The organism is Bacillus cereus group sp. BfR-BA-01311 (assembly GCF_022664295.1).
Classification (GTDB): domain Bacteria; phylum Bacillota; class Bacilli; order Bacillales; family Bacillaceae_G; genus Bacillus_A; species Bacillus_A cereus.
The window spans coordinates 74,416-91,263 of record NZ_JAKUHC010000001.1 but is presented as its reverse complement, the minus strand read 5'-3'; the positions used below and the strand labels follow the sequence as shown (position 1 = coordinate 91,263).

Here is a 16,848-nt window from a genome sequence, read left to right as displayed (position 1 = left end):
ACATACTCTCCTTTAAGTTCATTACTGGCGTGAAGGTTAAAAACATAAAAAAATCGCCCCTTCAAATAAGGGACGATTTTGATTATCGCGTTACCACCCTAGTTGCAGACCAAAAAAGCCTACCACCTTATTTACATAACGGCTTAGCACCGTCTTTTCCCTTTTGAATACAATTCAATCGAAAAAAGATGCTCTAGGGGCGTAATTCGCGATCATCTATGTGCTGATTTTCACCGGCCATCAGCTCTCTAAAACAGGGAAATGATCACTACTTCTCCCTTTCCACGCTCAATTATTCATATACTTTTCTTTATACCATCATTTATATAGGCGTGTCAAATAGAGGTCGGGTTTCCCTCCTTGCCAATCCTTTACAACGCCATAAAGAGTATCGTAATAAGAGAAAGAATTGGAACCCCAACTAATAACGATACATGAAACACAACCGATAAATCATTCCCAATGGTCGCCTCCACAGGATCTTTCGCCGGGGAACCAAGAAACCCGATTAATCGATCGAATCGACTTACCGTTTTTGGAAAGTCTGGTATTTCTACATGATCACTATCTAAATGTTGTTTTAACTTATATTCACTCTTAAAGGGATTTTCGCTCAATTTCGTCCACCTCCAGCAATTGTTTCAATTTCTTTATCCCGTTATGAAGTCTCGATTTCACGGTTCCAATCGGAATGTTTAATATCTCTGCAATTTCTTTTTGCTGCATGTCATGATAATAAGAAAGGATTAGGACCGCTCTTTGCTCTTCTGGAACTTTCAAAATTGCTTCTCTTACTGTGAGCCGATCTTCGTGAGAAAATTCTTTTTCCGGAATCGGCACTAAAAATGGCAAAAGCGTACGCCACTTCTTTCTCCTATTTAATTTATTAATCATAAGACGATAACCAATTTGAAATAAATACGTTTTTATTTTACCTTTTTCAAGTTCATACATATGTTTCTTACGCTCTAGCGTCAAAAACGTATCTTGCACAAGATCGATACTTAATTGTTCATCTCGGTTAAATCGATATAAAAATGTGTATAGCGCTGGTTTGATTAAAACGTATAGTTTTTCCCCAGCCTGCTTATCCCCACTTTGATACGCAAGCATGAGCTCTTCCTCAATCCCAATCTGCGCCATGGTTTTTGATCTCCTTTATTCCTTTTAACGTTAATGAAATACGGGAAATTAAATATGCAATCGCAATAAAAATCCACAATTGTGATTGATTTGTAAAAAATTGCACATATGGATTTTGAATCGTAAATCCCATTGCAACTAAAATATTTAACGCTTGCACACATATGCATGCATACAACGCAAGGCAGACAGAAATAGTATCAAATACATTCCAGCGAAAATACACTTTTGTTTTTGTAAAATCAATTTTATATCCATTTTTCCGTACTATATGTTTTCTATCAAATGGAATAATGATTGAAAACAGAACACCCATTATAACTCCAGCTGTAAGCATTGATACTCTATATCCAATTGGTATCGGTAAGAAAAGACCACAAGAAAATACAACTATAATTCCAATTAAAGCAAAAGCAAGAAGTAATTTATTAGACATAAAAAAGCCTCCCTCATCTATTCTTTCATAAATGTATACAGACGAGGAAGGCACTTCGTTCAAATATTATTTTAGTTTTTTTATAATCTTTGCAGGATTCCCGCCAACTACTACATTATTAGGCACATCTTTCGTTACGACAGCACCAGATGCGATCACCGCATTGTCTCCAATTGTTACACCTGGATTAATAATTGCTCTTCCGCCAATCCATACGTTATCGCCAATTTTAACTGGTTTTCCGTATTCTGATCCGCTTATACGCTCTACTGGATCAAGCGGGTGCGTTGCTGTATAAATGTGAACACCTGGAGCTAACATACAGTTCACTCCGATTGTTACCGGGCATACGTCTAAAATCGTACAGTCAAAGTTCGCGTAAAAATTTTCGCCAACGTGAATGTTATAGCCGTAATCACATCTAAAAGAAGATTCAAGATGAATATTATCTCCTGTCGTTCCGAATAATTCTTTTACGATTTCGCTACGCTCTTTCAATTGCTCTTCTGGCGTATCATTTAATTTTCTCGTTAATATACGTGCTTGCTCTCTTTCTTGTACTAAAACTGGATCAGCCGGTATGTACATTTCTCCTAGTATCATCTTTTCCTTTTCTGTTTTCATCATACTATCCCCTTTAACTTATATATATGAGTTCATGATATCATAAAAAAGAAAGGCCTGAACATTTTTCGTTCAGACCTTTCTCTCTTAATCTTCCATCGTTGATAAGTCACCTGTTGGTAAGTTTAACTCCCACGCTTTTAATACGCGGCGCATAATTTTACCACTTCTCGTTTTCGGTAATTTATCTCTAAATTCAATTTGTCGTGGCGCTGCATGAGCTGCTAGGCCTTTCTTTACAAATTGACGAATTTCTTCTTTTAATTCATCAGATGGTTCGTATCCTGCTCGAAGTGCGATAAATGCTTTAATAATTTCGCCGCGCACCGGATCAGGAATACCAATTACACCAGCTTCTGCAACAGCAGCATGCTCGATTAATTTACTTTCTACTTCAAACGGACCAACGCGCTCACCTGACGTCATAATTACATCGTCAATACGTCCTTGGAACCAGAAGTATCCATCTTCATCCATATAAGCAGAGTCACCTGATACGTACCAATCTCCCGGCATGAAATAAGATTCATATTTTTGCTGGTTATTCCAGATCCCGCGCATCATAGATGGCCAACCTTTCGCAATTGCTAAGTTACCCATTGTGTAAGGAGGCACTTCATTTCCTTCATTATCAACAATCGCTGCTTTCACACCTGGAATTGGTTTCCCCATTGAACCTGGACGGATTTCCATACAAGGGTAGTTACAAATTACTTGTCCACCTGTTTCTGTCATCCACCACGTATCATGAATACGAAGTCCAAATGCATTCATACCCCAGCGAATTACTTCTGGATTTAACGGCTCACCAACGCTTAATACGTGACGAACTTGTGATAAGTCATATTTTTTAATTGCGTCTTGTCCAGCTCCCATTAACATACGGAATGCTGTTGGGGCGCTGTACCAAACCGTCACACCGTAATCTTGCAGTGCTTCATACCAAGCTTCTGGACTAAAGCGTCCACCTAAAATAACATTTGACGCTCCAACTAACCACGGTGCGAAAATACCGTAAGCTGTTCCAGTTACCCAGCCCGGGTCAGCAGTACACCAATATACATCGTCTTCTTTTAAATCTAATACCCACTTCGCCGTTTGATAGTGCTGAATCATTGCGTTTTGCGCATGAAGCACACCTTTTGGCTTACCAGTAGAACCAGACGTGTAATGTAGAATCAAACCGTCTTCACGGCCTAACCATTCAATATGTAATTCTTTTGAAGCTTGTTCAAATAACGGATTGAACGCTACCGTTTTACCGCCTTCTTCTACATTATCTCCAACAAGGAAAACTGTTTTTAAAGCCGGTAAATCATTTAATGGTACGCGCTCTAACAATTCAGGCGTTGTAATTAACACCTTTGCTTCGCTATCTTCTAAGCGATCGCGAACTGCGCCTTCCATAAATGCTTCAAATAGCGGTCCAACAATTGCTCCTAATTTCACTGCACCTAAAAGTGCGAAATATAACTCTGGAGAACGTGGCATAAAAATAAAAACGCGATCGCCTTTTTCTACATCGCCATAATTCTTAAGGACGTTTCCTGCTTTATTAGAAAAATCCTTCATTTCCTTAAATGTATATTTCTCTTTTCGCGATCCATCTTGATAATAAAGAGCTACTTTATTCTTTCGATCGGATTTCGCATGCTTATCAATTGCCTCATACGCCATATTTACTCGGCCTGTTTCATTCCAAGTAAAGTTTTTATTAACCTCTTCCCAGTTAAAATTCGCGTATGCCTCATCATAATTCGGCAAATTATTTTCTCCTTTAATGACAGGAAGCGTTTCTACTTTCATACTTTACATCCCCCTCCTATGTATTCTATTATCTATTATAATGACATTATTTAAAATTTTCAGTATATTTGTTGATTTTTAGACAAATTTTTAATGACAAATTTCGATTCACATCGCATATATTATAAAGTACGATATTAATAGATTCACAAACCCTCAAGGTGGTGAGCAATACATTGATTCATAAAAAAATATATAATGCTAGAAACTTAAAAACAGCGAAAGGCACTTTAATTATTGAAGGTCCTGTCTCTACACATAACTTAGAAATGTATGAGTTTCATCCAGACTTAATTGCGTTTCGTCCTGCCGAGCAACAATATAAAGCAATTGTCGAAATTTCTAAATTACCAGAAGCTCGTCTCATTATTGCTAGACATGACCAAACAATTGTTGGATATGTTACATACTTGTATCCTGATCCACTTGAACGATGGTCAGAAGGAAAAATGGAAAACTTAATTGAGCTTGGGGCAATTGAAGTAGTCCCAGCCTTCCGCGGGAGTTCTGTCGGAAAGAACTTACTAGAGGTTTCTATGATGGACGATTATATGGAAGATTACATTATATTGACGACTGAATATTATTGGCACTGGGATTTGAAACAAACAGGATTGAATGTGTGGGAATACCGAAAAGTAATGGAGAAGATGATGAATGCTGGCGGGTTACAATGGATGGCTACAGACGATCCTGAAATTTGTTCACATCCTGCCAACTGTTTAATGGTCCGCATCGGTAAACGCGTTGATACGGATTCTATTCAAGCTTTTGATCGTCTACGTTTTCACAATCGTTTTATGTATTAATAAAGGGGGCAACTGGAATGATTGTAGAAGAAATTATGAATCAAAATGTAGTTACATTACATCCAAACGATACAATCGAAACAGCAATCCGAACGATACGCACGAAAGGCATTCGGCACATTCCAATTGTCGATCAAAATAATCACGTCGTAGGCATTATTTCTGATCGGGATGTAAGAGATGCAAGTCCGTCTATTCTAGATGAACAAGTTTCACTCGATATGCTACAGCAACCGCTCGAACTTATTATGAAACATCCTGTTATGACTTGCCATCCTCTCGATTTCGTTGAGGAAATTGCTACTTTATTTTTTGAAAATAAAATTGGCTGTCTTCCTGTTACAAAGGCCGGAAAGTTAGTTGGAATCATTTCTGAATCTACAGTACTGCACACGTTAGTAAAATTAACAGGAGCACATCAACCAAGTTCGCAAATTGAAATTCAAGTAAAAAATGAACCTGGTATTCTTGGAAAAGTCGTTGCTATTTTTAGTGATTTACAAATAAATATCGTGAGCGTTCTCGTCTACCCAGCAAAAGATGAGAATGATAAAGTACTCGTTTTCCGTATTCAAACGATGAATCCTCTAAAAGTGATTGATGCACTTGAAGCAGAAGGCTACCGCGTACTATGGCCAAACATCATGGGGATGCAAGCATGAGTAGCGCGTTTATTTATTCGGATGACTTTCGGGGCTATTCATTTAGCCCTGATCATCCTTTTAACCAACTGCGCGTCACACTTACGTATGATTTATTACAAAAGGGCGGTTTCATCTCTCCCTCTCAAATCATCTCACCACGGATGGCTACAGATGAAGAGATCGCCTACGTTCATACAGAGGAGTACATAAATGCGGTAAAACGTGCTGGAGAAGGAAAGTTAGAAAAATCAATTGCGATGACATATGGACTCGGAACAGAAGATACACCAATGTTCCCAAATATGCACGAAGCAAGCGCATTGCTCGTCGGCGGTACGTTAACAGCTGTCGATGCTGTTCTCTCTGGGAAAGTAAAACATGCACTTAATTTGGGCGGCGGCTTACATCACGGCTTTCGCGGCAAAGCATCTGGCTTTTGTATTTATAACGACAGTTCTATCGCAATGAAATATATTCAAAAGAAATACGGTTTACGCGTCTTATATATTGATACAGATGCTCATCACGGTGATGGCGTACAGTGGTCGTTTTATGATGACCCTAACGTATGCACAATTTCATTACATGAAACTGGTCGCTATTTATTTCCTGGAACTGGCGCTGTAAATGAACGCGGACAAGGTAATGGCTATAGTTATTCTTTTAACGTTCCACTCGATGCTTTTACAGAAGATGAATCGTTCTTAGAATCATATCGAACTGTTGTAAAAGAAGTTGCAGCGTACTTTAAACCGGATATTATTTTAACGCAAAATGGTGCTGACGCACATTATTATGACCCACTTACGCATCTTTGTGCGACAATGAATATTTACCGCGAAATACCGAAGCTCGCTCGTGAAATTGCTAATGAATATTGCGACGGTCGCTGGATCGCTGTCGGTGGCGGTGGCTATGATCACTGGCGCGTCGTTCCAAGAGCTTGGGCACTCATTTGGCTCGAAATGAACAACATCCAAAACATCTCAGGTTATCTCCCTCCAGAATGGATTGAAGCTTGGAAAGGACAAGCAGAAACAGAACTTCCCCTCACATGGGAAGATCCAGACAACATGTATAAACCTATCCCCCGTAAACCAGAAATTGAAGAAAAGAATGCATTAACTGTAGCGAAATCCCTTGAAATTATTCGGAATAATATGACAAAATCTTTATACTAAACGAAAAGGAGGCTCGTTTTTGAATAGCCTCCTTTTATTTATTGTCGGTTTCTGTCGGTAAGTCGATATATTTTAATAATCGCTGATATATTTCGAAATGCGCCGATATATTTTCATTTCATAACAGCCTGGCCCAACTTTTATGAGAAAAGGTAGTGATATTATGTGGAAACGACAAATGATCCACACGAAACGTGGTACATTTGAACTCTTTACAAAAGGAGATGGCGAATCGCTTTGTATTACACATCACTATTCACAATTTAATGAAACTGGTGATTACTTTGCGGATGTTTTACTGCTACGCATCGTGTATTTCTCATTAATTTACGAGATACTGGTCGCTCTGTAACCGCCCAGTCAGAAAACGAATTAAGCATGATTGAAACAATCCACGACTTGGAAGCCATACGAGAAGCATTACAACTTCCAACATGGCATTTCGCTGGCCATTCAACAGGTGGCATGCTTGGACTTTTATATGCGATTACATATCCAAATTCCTTACAATCATTAGCCGTAGTAGGAGCTGCAGCAAGTAACTATACCGAAACACCATTCTGCATTTATCACCCAGCACATCCACAGTTTCATTATATGCAAGAGCTCATCGAAAACTTAAAAAGCCCTCACCTTACAAATGAAGAACGGAAAGAACTATCTACTAAGAGAACAAAATTATCATTGTATAAACCAGAAAACTACAACTCTTATTTTTGTAAACCAATCAATAAAACAATGTCCATTAGCCGGATGAATGCTTTCGCCAATGAATATCCTTCATTTGATTTAAGAGAGAATTTACCTTCCATCCAAACAAAGACACTTATTATATGCGGAAGATATGATGTACAGTGCCCAATTCAATATTCTATCGAGATACATGATGGGATACGTAATTCTATCTTCATTCCATTCGAAAACAGCAACCATTATCCTTTTTTAGAAGAAGCTGCTCAGTTTACTTCTACTACTCAAACATTTTATAAATCGTTACGCCAGTACCGTTATTATTAAGAAAACCTAAACACTGACAAAAAGCTCATAGCCTCTATACGACTATGAGCTTTTTTCAAAAGAAATATTTCACACTAAAAACAACTAAAAAAACAAAAGAAATAACAACTAAACCCACATCAAGTAATACCGACTTTTTATCTCTATCTTTTAAACTTACCTTAGAGCTAGAAATGATTTTAATTACCCAAAAAATCGCAAAAAAGAACCAACCGAAATGATTATTCGTAGAATCTTCATCATAAAACATTTGTATTGCACCAATAATCAATAAGATAAGTACGATATTAGTTCCAATCTTTAAAGTCTTGTTTGATTTATTATATTTTAATATATCCCCCAACATATAGCACGCTCCCTATGCTCTCCTCTGTTTTGTTTCTCTTTACATTTTAACATAAATTACCTATTCCTTCCTTTTCATTCGAATAACATACAAAAAACCTGCCAATTACTCGGCAGGTTCCCTACACATTAAAACGATAGCCAGCTCCCCATACTGTTTCAATATATTGCGGGTGAGCAGGATCTCTTTCAATTTTTTCACGTAGTTTTCTAATGTGAACAACAACAGTAGCTAAATCACCAGCTGAGTCTAGTCCCCAAATGCGTTCAAATAACTGTTCTTTATTTAATACTTGGTTTGGATGTGTTACAAAGAATGTTAATAAATCAAATTCCTTCGTTGTAAATGCCACTTCTTCATTGTTTATAAAAACTTTTCTCGCTCGTTGATCGATAGAAATTCCGTGAATATATAACGTATCACGTTGCTTACTTACATTTCCTAATAATCTTTCATAACGGGCAATATGCGCTTTTACTCTTGCGACTAATTCACTCGGGCTAAACGGTTTCGTTATATAATCATCCGCTCCTAATCCGAGTCCGCGAATTTTATCTATATCTTCTTTTTTTGCTGAAACAAGTAGAATCGGAATATCTTTTACAGCACGTATTTGTTTACAAATTTCGAATCCGTTCATTTTCGGAAGCATAATATCTAAAATAATTAAATCATAGTCTTCTTGCAGAGCTGTTTGTAAACCTATTTCTCCTGTATGCTCTACATCAACTTGGAAATCATTAATTTCTAAATAATCTCGCTGTAATTCTGCAATACTTACTTCATCTTCTATTAGTAAAATTCTTTTCAATTTACTCACCACATTCCTCTACTTTTTCCAATGAGAAGAAAATGCTTGTGCCTTTACCAAGCTCGCTTTCCGCCCAAATTTCCCCGCCATGTTCTTCAACAATTTGCTTCGCTATTGCTAAACCAAGTCCACTTCCACCTGTGCTAGAATTCCGCGATTGTTCTGCACGATAAAAACGTTCAAAGATATAAGGTAGCGTATCAGATTCTATACCTGATCCATTGTCCATCACTTTCACAATAACTTTATTATTATCACTCGATACTGTTACAGTAATTTTCTTCTCTTCTTTATCCATGTATTTCACACTATTATGAATTAAATTTGATATAACTCTATTGATCTTTTCGCAATCAGCCGTTACATATAATGGTGATGCATGTAATTGTAAGTTAACTTCTATACCTTCTTTACTTAAATCCATTTGCATCTCTTCGATTAACTCTTGCATAAACGTATTCAATTCAACCGTTTCAAACTGAAAGGGAACTCGATTCAAATCGAGCTTTGAGAATAAAAATAATTCATCAATAAGTGTATCCATATGTCTTGCTTTCGTATGGATAGTTGTTAAATACTTATCCATTTTTTCTGGCGTATTTGCTACCCCGTCCTTTATTCCTTCTACATATCCGATAATTGATGTAATCGGTGTTTTTAAGTCATGAGAGATGTTTGAAATAAGCTCTTTTCTATTTTCTTCATACTGTGTTTGCATCTCTATCGATTCTTTTAATCTCTTCCTCATTTCCTCAAATCCTTGATTTAATTGTCCTATTTCATCGTGTGATGTAACTGGTATTTGAAAATCTAAATTTCCTTCTTTAATTTTCTCCGTTGCGCCTTTCAATACAAAAATTGGTTTTATTACACTTCTTGAAACGAGGTAACTTAATAATCCAATGAGTAAAATGGCTAGTAGTAAGAGAGATACAAATAAGATTGGAAATAATTTTTGTGTAAGATCTACAAATGAACTTTGCTTTTTTAATACAAATATACTTCCCTCTTCTTCCTGAGGAAAATAAAAATCAAACTTTACATATCGATAAAATGTATCGCCTAGTTCCGTTGTACCACGACTATTAATATTTGCTGATTCAAATTTCGGAAGGGCTTCTTTTAAAGATACACTTTCAAATACGTTTGAAGCATATGAAAGTGTTTCTCCTTTTCTTACTACTATTTTCACACCCTCTTTTTCTATTGCTGAGACAAACGACTCATCTAACAATTGAGATTGATGCTGTTTAGCTGCTGACTTCAACTCAAGATAGGCATTCTCTTCTTCTGGTGTAAGCGGCTTTTGAATATAAGAACTTTTATAGAAATTTTTCACTGCTTCCAAGTCACCTGTTATCGAAAAAACGATTAAAAATCCCGCGACTAATATAAGCGTAATGGAAACGAGGATAACAGCAATATAAGAAAATAAAAACCTTGTTTTAATAGACATATCTTAAATCCTCACTTTACCCCGCATTAACGGGCAGTAAGATCCCGACCTCAAAATTCAGAGAAAGCAAAGAAGTTAAGTGGGGGATCAACTGCCCATAAAAGCCCGATTGGTTCAACTAATAATCAGTGGGGGATGAACAAAACCCCCACTGATTAAAGTTTCACTTTATCAAACCTTATTATTTATAAGCATAAAAATATATGTTCAATTACTCAAGCGATTTTATAGTAATTTTAGCGTCAGTTTATAAAAATTTAATGTTCCTATTTTACAGTTGAAATTAGGAGGTTGAAATTCCATGTTCAAAAAAACATTCAGTATGATATGTTGCGTAATTTTTTTACAAGGATGCTCGCAAGAACAAGAAGTAAAAAAGGAGATGATAAACATGGAGACTGCACTACTAGCAGCCACTGAAAAAAATGAAACGAATACTGTTATATCTTTACTAAAACAAGGCGCAAATATAAATGCGACGGATAGTCAAGGACGCACCCCGCTTATGATTGCTACATACAAAAATGATGTAAAAACCGCAAAGGCACTTATCGAAGCTGGTGCTGACGTAAATATCCAAGATGACATAAAAAATAATCCCTTTCTATACGCCGGTGCGGAAGGTTACTTAGACATTTTAAAATTAACAATTGATGCTGGTGCAGATCCTACGATTACAAATCGTTACGGCGGAACAGCTCTTATCCCAGCCTCAGAACATGGCTATATTGACGTTATAAAGGAACTCCTCACTCGAACAAATATTGATGTAAATCATGTAAATAACCTGGGATGGACAGCTTTAATGGAAGCCATCGTACTAAGTAACGGAAACGAAACACAGCAACAAGTCATTCGCCTTCTTATTGAGCACGGTGCAGATGTAAATATTCCAGACAATGATGGTGTTACCCCGTTAGAGCATGCTCGCGCTCATCACTTTGAAGAGATAGAGAAGATTTTGTTAGAAGGCCGTAAGTAAAAAGCTAATTTTTGCCTTCCTCCCCCACCCTATGCTACATTTAAGCCGTTACATTACTATTAATAGGGGGGGAATAAACATGAACAAACCTAAAATTGGGATGATTGGACTTGGAAGTATTGCGCAAAAGGCCTATCTTCCAACACTTACAAAAGAAACTGATTGGAATTTTGTAGGGGCGTTTACACCTAACGCAGAGAAAAGAAAACAAGTTTGCCAGCAATACCGAATTCAAGACTTTCATTCTATTGAAATGTTAGCTTCGGAATGCGATGCAATCTTCGTTCATAGTTCAACTGCATCGCATTATGAAATCGTTTCTGAACTTCTAAAAAAAGGGATCGACGTTTATGTTGATAAACCGCTAGCAGATACAGTGGAACAAGCTGAGCAACTAGTCGAGTTGAGCGAGAAGTATAACCGAAAATTAATGGTCGGATTTAATCGCAGATTCGTTCCTATGTATGTCGCTGCCAAAGAACAGGCTAATGATATTTCATGGATTCGAATTGAAAAGCATCGTACAAATAAAGTCGGGCCATATACGTACGACTTCACTATGTTAGATGATTATTTACACATTGTAGATACCGCTCGCTGGTTAGCTAATGATGACCTTAACACCGTTCACAATATGATGCAAATCAATGAAAAGAATGAACTTCTTTACGGACATCATACATATACAACTCCAAGTGGACTGTTACTTTCTACTGCAATGCATCGCCATGCCGGTACAAATTTAGAACAAATTGAACTTGTAATGCCAGGGAAAATCATTCGCGTAAAAAATATGAATACATTTGAAATTGAACAGGAAAACTCAGTTTCACAAAGTGGTTCCCCATCATGGGATACGACGTTAAAACAACGTGGTTTTGAAGATGCTGTTCATCATTTTATTGAGTGTGTACAAGGCGATACAAAGCCTGTTGTAGATGGATTAGAAGGATTAAAAACGCAGCAAATGCTACAATCTTTACTAGATGATGTAAATAAAAATTAAAACGGATACATTTTTCAGAATTTACTTTCATTCCCATTCCCTCTTTATTTCTCTCGTAAATTTCTATAGAATATGTTGATAGGAATTATAAATTTCATAATGAATCGTGGAAAGGATGGGATTAACACATGTGGAACGAGTTTAAAAAATTCGCTTTCAAAGGGAATGTAATCGATTTAGCTGTCGGGGTTGTAATCGGTGCTGCATTCGGTAAAATCGTTAGTTCTTTAGTAAAAGATATCATCACACCATTACTTGGTATGGTATTAGGTGGCGTTGACTTTACAGATTTAAAAATTACATTCGGTAAATCATCTATTATGTATGGTAACTTCATCCAAACTATTTTTGATTTCTTAATTATTGCAGCTGCTATCTTTATGTTTGTTAAAGTTTTCAACAAACTAACATCTAAAAGAGAAAAAGAAAAAGAGGAAGAACTTCCAGAACCAACAAAAGAAGAAGAACTTCTTGGCGAAATTCGCGACTTACTAAAACAGCAAAACTCTTCTAAAGATAGAGCATAATTGAACGGATAAAAAGGCATGTCCCCTTGGGACATGCCTTTTCTATATGCTATAACGTTTCCGAATTCATATGAATAAATAAAATAATACCAGCAACCATAAGTACCATAATGCTACCTGCAAATAGTGTAATACCAATAAACATTAAACTTGTGCTCATATCTACTGATACACTTTCAATAAAAATAGAAATTACATACGTGATAAGGGCAATTCCTGCAAGAATACTTCCTGGAACAAATCGCTTTAAACCATTTTGTTTTAACGTCATATATGCAAAAATAGCAGTCATACAAAGCGTAATTATCCAAAGAACGATCATCTCTTTTCCCCCCTCACAAGCCTTTTCTTTCTATTATACATGACATTGCCCTATAATAGTTAAATTTGCACTTATGTGACATATAACAAGGAATAGCCCCATCTATAGCGAAGGCATTATAACATACACTTATACAATAAGGAGGCTTTCATTTGGAATATACTACTACATATAAATTAGAGCTATCCGAACGATTCGATTATGTTACGATTGACTTAGACAAACAGTTTTTTTACATCGAAGTTGTAAATTTACAAAGTAATATAACTGTACTAAAAATATCAATTAACTTGCAAAAAGACGAAACGATGGTAGAGGGAAATATAATTCATTATGATACTTTTCACGTAGATGCATTATTACAAGGATTGAAATATGTTGCTCGAACATGTATTGATCACAATTTAAAAAACCAAAAGGAACTGTTTGCATTTTTAGAAGAAAATTAGCTCCAACAAAAAAATGGTTATTTTTTCTTTTTATTGATATAATTGTTATATAGAAATATTCTTTATAAGGGAGTGTTCATAATGATTTGGATTTCACTAATCGTATTAGCTTATTTCATCATTCTCGTCCCAATACAGTACAACTACATTAAAATGCTCAAAGAAAAACAGAAAAAAATGAGTGTCTCACAAAACGAACTATATGACAACATGTCTTATGAAGAATCCCAAGTACATTACCATTATCAAAGTAACGTATTTACAATACCTGCTTCGCTTGTCGCAAGTATTATTTATAAAGTGAACCATGCAGCATAATATGTACGCTGTAAAATTATTGTTTGAGTCTGTTCATTCTAGTGAGCCTGATTCTACGAAAATTGATGAGTATTATGAAGAGAATCACGATACACTTTTTGAAGAAAGTATTATTCTTGTTAAAGCAAACAGTTTGGAAGAAGCTCATGCACTAGGCGAACAAATCGCTATACAGTCTGAGCATACGTACGATAATAAGTACGGCCAGCAAATAACATGGACGTTTCGAAAACTATTGCATGTGTTTGAATTAGACGATACCCCATTTGAAACCGGAAAAGAATTGTATGCAAGATTTTTACACGTTAAGAAAGACGAAATGGTAAATGCAGTCGTACAAAAATACTTTCCTGAATACGAATAAAAGCTCACAGCAATCGCTGTGAGCTTTTTTATACTTACTTCGTTGAATCTCTAAATTGGATACGGTGAGGTAAGATAACAGTGTGATCTTCCACTTTTTCTTTGTTCATATACTTTGTTAATAGACGCATTGCTACTGCACCGATATCATACATCGGTTGAACAACTGTTGAAAGCTGCGGACGAACCATTAATGCAAGGCGTGTATTATCGAAACCAAGTACTTCTACGTCAGTTGGTACGTTTAATCCAGCGTCTTGTGCTGCATGGATTACACCTAGTGCCATTTCATCAGAAGATACGAAGATTGCTGTTGGCTTTTCATCATTGCTCCAAAGCTTTTCGAATGCTTCGATACCTGAGTCATATGTGTAATCTCCATCGATTACAAGATTTTCATCATATGAAATACCTGCTTCTTCTAAAGCTTTTTTGTAACCTTGTAACTTCTTCGCGCTTCCCGCTTTATCAATGAAAGGACCAGAGACGAAACCGATACGTTTATGTCCTTGCTCGATAAAGTGCTTCATTGCATCATAAGCTGCTTGTGTATAATCAATATTTACTGATGGCGTTTCATTTTGCTCATCAAATGATGCTGCTAATACAATTGGTACTGGAGATTTTTTAAATTCTTCAATGTGAATGTCTGTAATATCTTCACCCATGAAAACAATTCCGTCCACTTGTTTTCCAAGCATCGTATTTAATAAATGGAACTCTTTCTCTTTGTTTTGGTCAGAGTTACTTAAAATGATGTTATATTTGTACATTGTTGCGATATCTTCAATTCCACGAGCTAGTTCTGCATAAAACGTATTTGAGATATCAGGAATAATAACACCTACTGTAGTTGTCTTCTTACTTGCTAGTCCACGTGCTACCGCATTTGGGCGGTATCCTAAACGATCAATTGCTTCTAATACTTTCTTTCTTGTTGTAGGCTTTACATTTGGGTTACCGTTCACAACGCGTGATACGGTAGCCATTGAAACGTTCGCTTCACGCGCTACATCATATATTGTTACGTTCATCTCATCGCACACTCCTTCTATTTTTGTTATCTATTTTTATGTATCGGTTACTTGAATGAAAAAAAGACATCAACTCTATTTGCAGATGCCACCAATCGTCCCGAGTTCTTCCTTTTACTAATGATACGATAAAAACGCAGGCTCATACAATATTTTCCCGCAAAAGTTTCGAAAAAATTCGCTTCTTTTCTCGTATTTTCGTATTTTTTATGAAAAAAGGGCATTTTTTGTAAAAAAATAGATGTTTCCTTAGTAGAAATCTTATTTTAAGCAGTACGATAGTAAATGAAATTTATATCGGCGATTTTTCGAATATATCGACTGTAACTCGAAATATATCAGCGATTTTCCAAATATATCGACCACAACTCTAATTATATCAGCGATTTTTTAAATATATCAACTTACCAACAAAAATCGACAATGACAGTCGCTATACAATAGGAGAAAGCTGTTCCAAAATGCCTTTTTGGAACAGCTCATTAAAAGTTTTTATAATTTACTTCCAAATGATTTTAATTCATTCATAAAATCATTGAACTGCGGTATATTCATTTGTTGCGCTGCATCAGATAAAGCTACAGCTGGATCTGGATGTACTTCAGCCATAATTGCGTCTGCACCAATTGCCATCGCTGCTTTTGCAGTTGGTAAGAGAAGGTCACGTCGCCCTGTAGAATGCGTTACATCGACAACGACAGGTAAATGTGTTTCTTTCTTTAAAATCGGCACAGCGGAAATATCAAGCGTATTACGCGTCGCTCTTTCATACGTGCGAATACCTCGTTCACATAAAATAATGTTCCCATTTCCCTTTGCCATAATATATTCTGCCGCATTAATGAATTCTTCAATCGTTGCTGATAGACCACGTTTTAATAATACTGGTTTATTTACAGCACCAGCTGCCCTTAACAAATCAAAGTTTTGCATATTGCGAGCGCCAATTTGAATAACATCAACGTAATCTAATGACATCTCAATATCATTCGGATTTAAAATTTCACTAATAACAGCCAAATCATATTCATCTGCTACCTGGCGCAAAATTTGTAATCCCTCTAATCCAAGACCTTGAAAATCATACGGTGAAGTACGTGGTTTGAACGCACCACCACGCATTAATTTCAGACCTTGTCCTTTCATTGCTTCAGCAACTTGACGTACTTGTTCATAACTTTCCACTGCACACGGTCCCATAATAAAATGCTGATTTCCGTCACCAATTTTTTCACCATTAATTTCAACAATCGTATCTTCTGTTTTTTTCTTACGAGAAACAAGTAATGCTTTACGATGATCGTCTTCTTGTAATTCTAAACCAGCTTGAAAAATTTGTTTGAAAATATGTTGTAAAGTCGAAGTTTCAAATGGACCATTATTATTCTCTGCAATTAAATCCAGCATATTTCTTTCACGTACAGGATCAAAACGTTTCACACCTTGTACTTCTTTTAAATTACCAACTTCTTGTACGAGACGACCTCTTTCGTTTAGTAACTCTAATATTTGTAAATTAAGTTGATCAATTTCAGAACGTAAACGACCTAATTGTTGTGATGCCATAAGAAAGC

At 36.3% G+C, this 16,848-nt stretch carries 20 protein-coding genes, 1 pseudogene and 1 other annotated feature; of the genes and pseudogenes, 10 read left to right on the top strand and 11 right to left on the bottom strand.

From position 1 onward, the window contains the following. Nucleotides 1–65: 65 nt before the first annotated feature. Nucleotides 66–294: a binding site (T-box leader), on the bottom strand. 77 nt (nucleotides 295–371) lie between these two features. The 5 genes from MR136_RS00495 to acsA form a co-directional block, all read right to left on the bottom strand. Next, on the bottom strand, nucleotides 372–617 hold the full coding sequence (locus MR136_RS00495; protein ID WP_001293782.1) for a hypothetical protein: 246 nt from the start codon (nucleotides 615–617) through the stop codon (nucleotides 372–374). Beyond that, nucleotides 598–1,143, bottom strand: a complete 546-nt coding sequence (locus tag MR136_RS00490; protein WP_000057185.1) for an RNA polymerase sigma factor — start codon at nucleotides 1,141–1,143, stop codon at nucleotides 598–600. The genes MR136_RS00495 and MR136_RS00490 overlap by 20 nt, the downstream gene beginning before the upstream one ends. Beyond that, nucleotides 1,124–1,579: a hypothetical protein gene (locus tag MR136_RS00485; protein ID WP_000066428.1), complete on the bottom strand. Its 456-nt coding sequence runs from the start codon at nucleotides 1,577–1,579 to the stop codon at nucleotides 1,124–1,126. Before MR136_RS00485 ends, MR136_RS00490 begins: the two co-directional genes overlap by 20 nt. Before the next feature lie 66 nt (nucleotides 1,580–1,645). Beyond that, entirely contained in the window at nucleotides 1,646–2,206 is a 561-nt protein-coding gene (locus MR136_RS00480; protein ID WP_069461629.1) for a maltose acetyltransferase domain-containing protein, read from the bottom strand. An 84-nt stretch (nucleotides 2,207–2,290) separates the two neighbouring features. Next, nucleotides 2,291–4,009 (bottom strand): acetate--CoA ligase, encoded by a 1,719-nt coding sequence (acsA, locus tag MR136_RS00475; RefSeq protein ID WP_088338882.1) that lies wholly within the window; start codon nucleotides 4,007–4,009, stop codon nucleotides 2,291–2,293. A 176-nt stretch (nucleotides 4,010–4,185) separates the two neighbouring features. On the opposite strand from acsA, the gene acuA reads away from it, so the two are divergent. From acuA to MR136_RS00455, 4 genes and pseudogenes are all read left to right on the top strand, one after another. After that, nucleotides 4,186–4,818 (top strand): acetoin utilization protein acetyltransferase AcuA, encoded by a 633-nt coding sequence (gene acuA, locus MR136_RS00470; RefSeq protein ID WP_000581388.1) that lies wholly within the window; start codon nucleotides 4,186–4,188, stop codon nucleotides 4,816–4,818. Between the two features lie 17 nt (nucleotides 4,819–4,835). Then, nucleotides 4,836–5,480, top strand: coding sequence for an acetoin utilization AcuB family protein (locus tag MR136_RS00465; RefSeq protein ID WP_000634583.1), 645 nt, complete (start codon nucleotides 4,836–4,838; stop codon nucleotides 5,478–5,480). Continuing rightward, nucleotides 5,477–6,643: an acetoin utilization protein AcuC gene (acuC, locus tag MR136_RS00460; RefSeq protein WP_000092823.1), complete on the top strand. Its 1,167-nt coding sequence runs from the start codon at nucleotides 5,477–5,479 to the stop codon at nucleotides 6,641–6,643. Before MR136_RS00465 ends, acuC begins: the two co-directional genes overlap by 4 nt. 142 nt (nucleotides 6,644–6,785) lie before the next feature. Further along, nucleotides 6,786–7,660 (top strand): annotated as a pseudogene (locus tag MR136_RS00455) (alpha/beta fold hydrolase). A 55-nt stretch (nucleotides 7,661–7,715) separates the two neighbouring features. On the opposite strand, the gene MR136_RS00450 reads toward MR136_RS00455, so the two are convergent. The 3 genes from MR136_RS00450 to MR136_RS00440 form a co-directional block, all read right to left on the bottom strand. Next, nucleotides 7,716–8,006, bottom strand: a complete 291-nt coding sequence (locus tag MR136_RS00450; protein ID WP_088338883.1) for a hypothetical protein — start codon at nucleotides 8,004–8,006, stop codon at nucleotides 7,716–7,718. A 121-nt stretch (nucleotides 8,007–8,127) separates the two neighbouring features. Continuing rightward, complete coding sequence (locus MR136_RS00445) at nucleotides 8,128–8,817, bottom strand: response regulator transcription factor (RefSeq protein WP_088338888.1); 690 nt, start codon at nucleotides 8,815–8,817, stop codon at nucleotides 8,128–8,130. Between the two features lies 1 nt (nucleotide 8,818). Next, on the bottom strand, nucleotides 8,819–10,273 hold the full coding sequence (locus MR136_RS00440; RefSeq protein ID WP_017674374.1) for a sensor histidine kinase: 1,455 nt from the start codon (nucleotides 10,271–10,273) through the stop codon (nucleotides 8,819–8,821). A gap of 301 nt (nucleotides 10,274–10,574) precedes the next feature. On the opposite strand from MR136_RS00440, the gene MR136_RS00435 reads away from it, so the two are divergent. The 3 genes from MR136_RS00435 to mscL all read left to right on the top strand — a co-directional run bounded on the left by MR136_RS00435 (nucleotide 10,575) and on the right by mscL (nucleotide 12,788). Next, nucleotides 10,575–11,255 (top strand): ankyrin repeat domain-containing protein, encoded by a 681-nt coding sequence (locus MR136_RS00435; RefSeq protein WP_242259218.1) that lies wholly within the window; start codon nucleotides 10,575–10,577, stop codon nucleotides 11,253–11,255. Nucleotides 11,256–11,334: 79 nt separating this feature from the next. Next, nucleotides 11,335–12,261 (top strand): Gfo/Idh/MocA family protein, encoded by a 927-nt coding sequence (locus MR136_RS00430; RefSeq protein WP_088338884.1) that lies wholly within the window; start codon nucleotides 11,335–11,337, stop codon nucleotides 12,259–12,261. Nucleotides 12,262–12,389: 128 nt separating this feature from the next. Further along, the gene (gene mscL / locus MR136_RS00425; RefSeq protein WP_088338885.1) at nucleotides 12,390–12,788 is read left to right on the top strand and encodes a large-conductance mechanosensitive channel protein MscL; all 399 of its coding nucleotides are present in this window, start codon (nucleotides 12,390–12,392) and stop codon (nucleotides 12,786–12,788) included. Between the two features lie 49 nt (nucleotides 12,789–12,837). On the opposite strand, the gene MR136_RS00420 is transcribed toward mscL, so the two are convergent. After that, nucleotides 12,838–13,110, bottom strand: a complete 273-nt coding sequence (locus MR136_RS00420) for a DUF3917 domain-containing protein (protein WP_000636589.1) — start codon at nucleotides 13,108–13,110, stop codon at nucleotides 12,838–12,840. 152 nt (nucleotides 13,111–13,262) lie between these two features. Between MR136_RS00420 and dhp61 the strand changes: the two genes are divergently transcribed. The 3 genes from dhp61 (at nucleotide 13,263) to MR136_RS00405 (ending at nucleotide 14,241) form a co-directional block, all read left to right on the top strand. Next, on the top strand, nucleotides 13,263–13,559 hold the full coding sequence (dhp61, locus tag MR136_RS00415; RefSeq protein ID WP_000456864.1) for a protein Dhp61: 297 nt from the start codon (nucleotides 13,263–13,265) through the stop codon (nucleotides 13,557–13,559). Nucleotides 13,560–13,640: 81 nt separating this feature from the next. After that, complete coding sequence (locus MR136_RS00410) at nucleotides 13,641–13,877, top strand: DUF3949 domain-containing protein (RefSeq protein WP_000637903.1); 237 nt, start codon at nucleotides 13,641–13,643, stop codon at nucleotides 13,875–13,877. Between the two features lies 1 nt (nucleotide 13,878). Further along, complete coding sequence (locus MR136_RS00405; protein WP_031312407.1) at nucleotides 13,879–14,241, top strand: DUF4288 domain-containing protein; 363 nt, start codon at nucleotides 13,879–13,881, stop codon at nucleotides 14,239–14,241. Between the two features lie 34 nt (nucleotides 14,242–14,275). Here MR136_RS00405 and ccpA read toward each other — a convergent pair whose 3' ends face one another. Continuing rightward, nucleotides 14,276–15,274, bottom strand: coding sequence for a catabolite control protein A (ccpA, locus tag MR136_RS00400; RefSeq protein ID WP_001103297.1), 999 nt, complete (start codon nucleotides 15,272–15,274; stop codon nucleotides 14,276–14,278). Between the two features lie 492 nt (nucleotides 15,275–15,766). Further along, on the bottom strand, nucleotides 15,767–16,840 hold the full coding sequence (locus tag MR136_RS00395) for a bifunctional 3-deoxy-7-phosphoheptulonate synthase/chorismate mutase (protein ID WP_000168209.1): 1,074 nt from the start codon (nucleotides 16,838–16,840) through the stop codon (nucleotides 15,767–15,769). Nucleotides 16,841–16,848 lie beyond the last annotated feature (8 nt).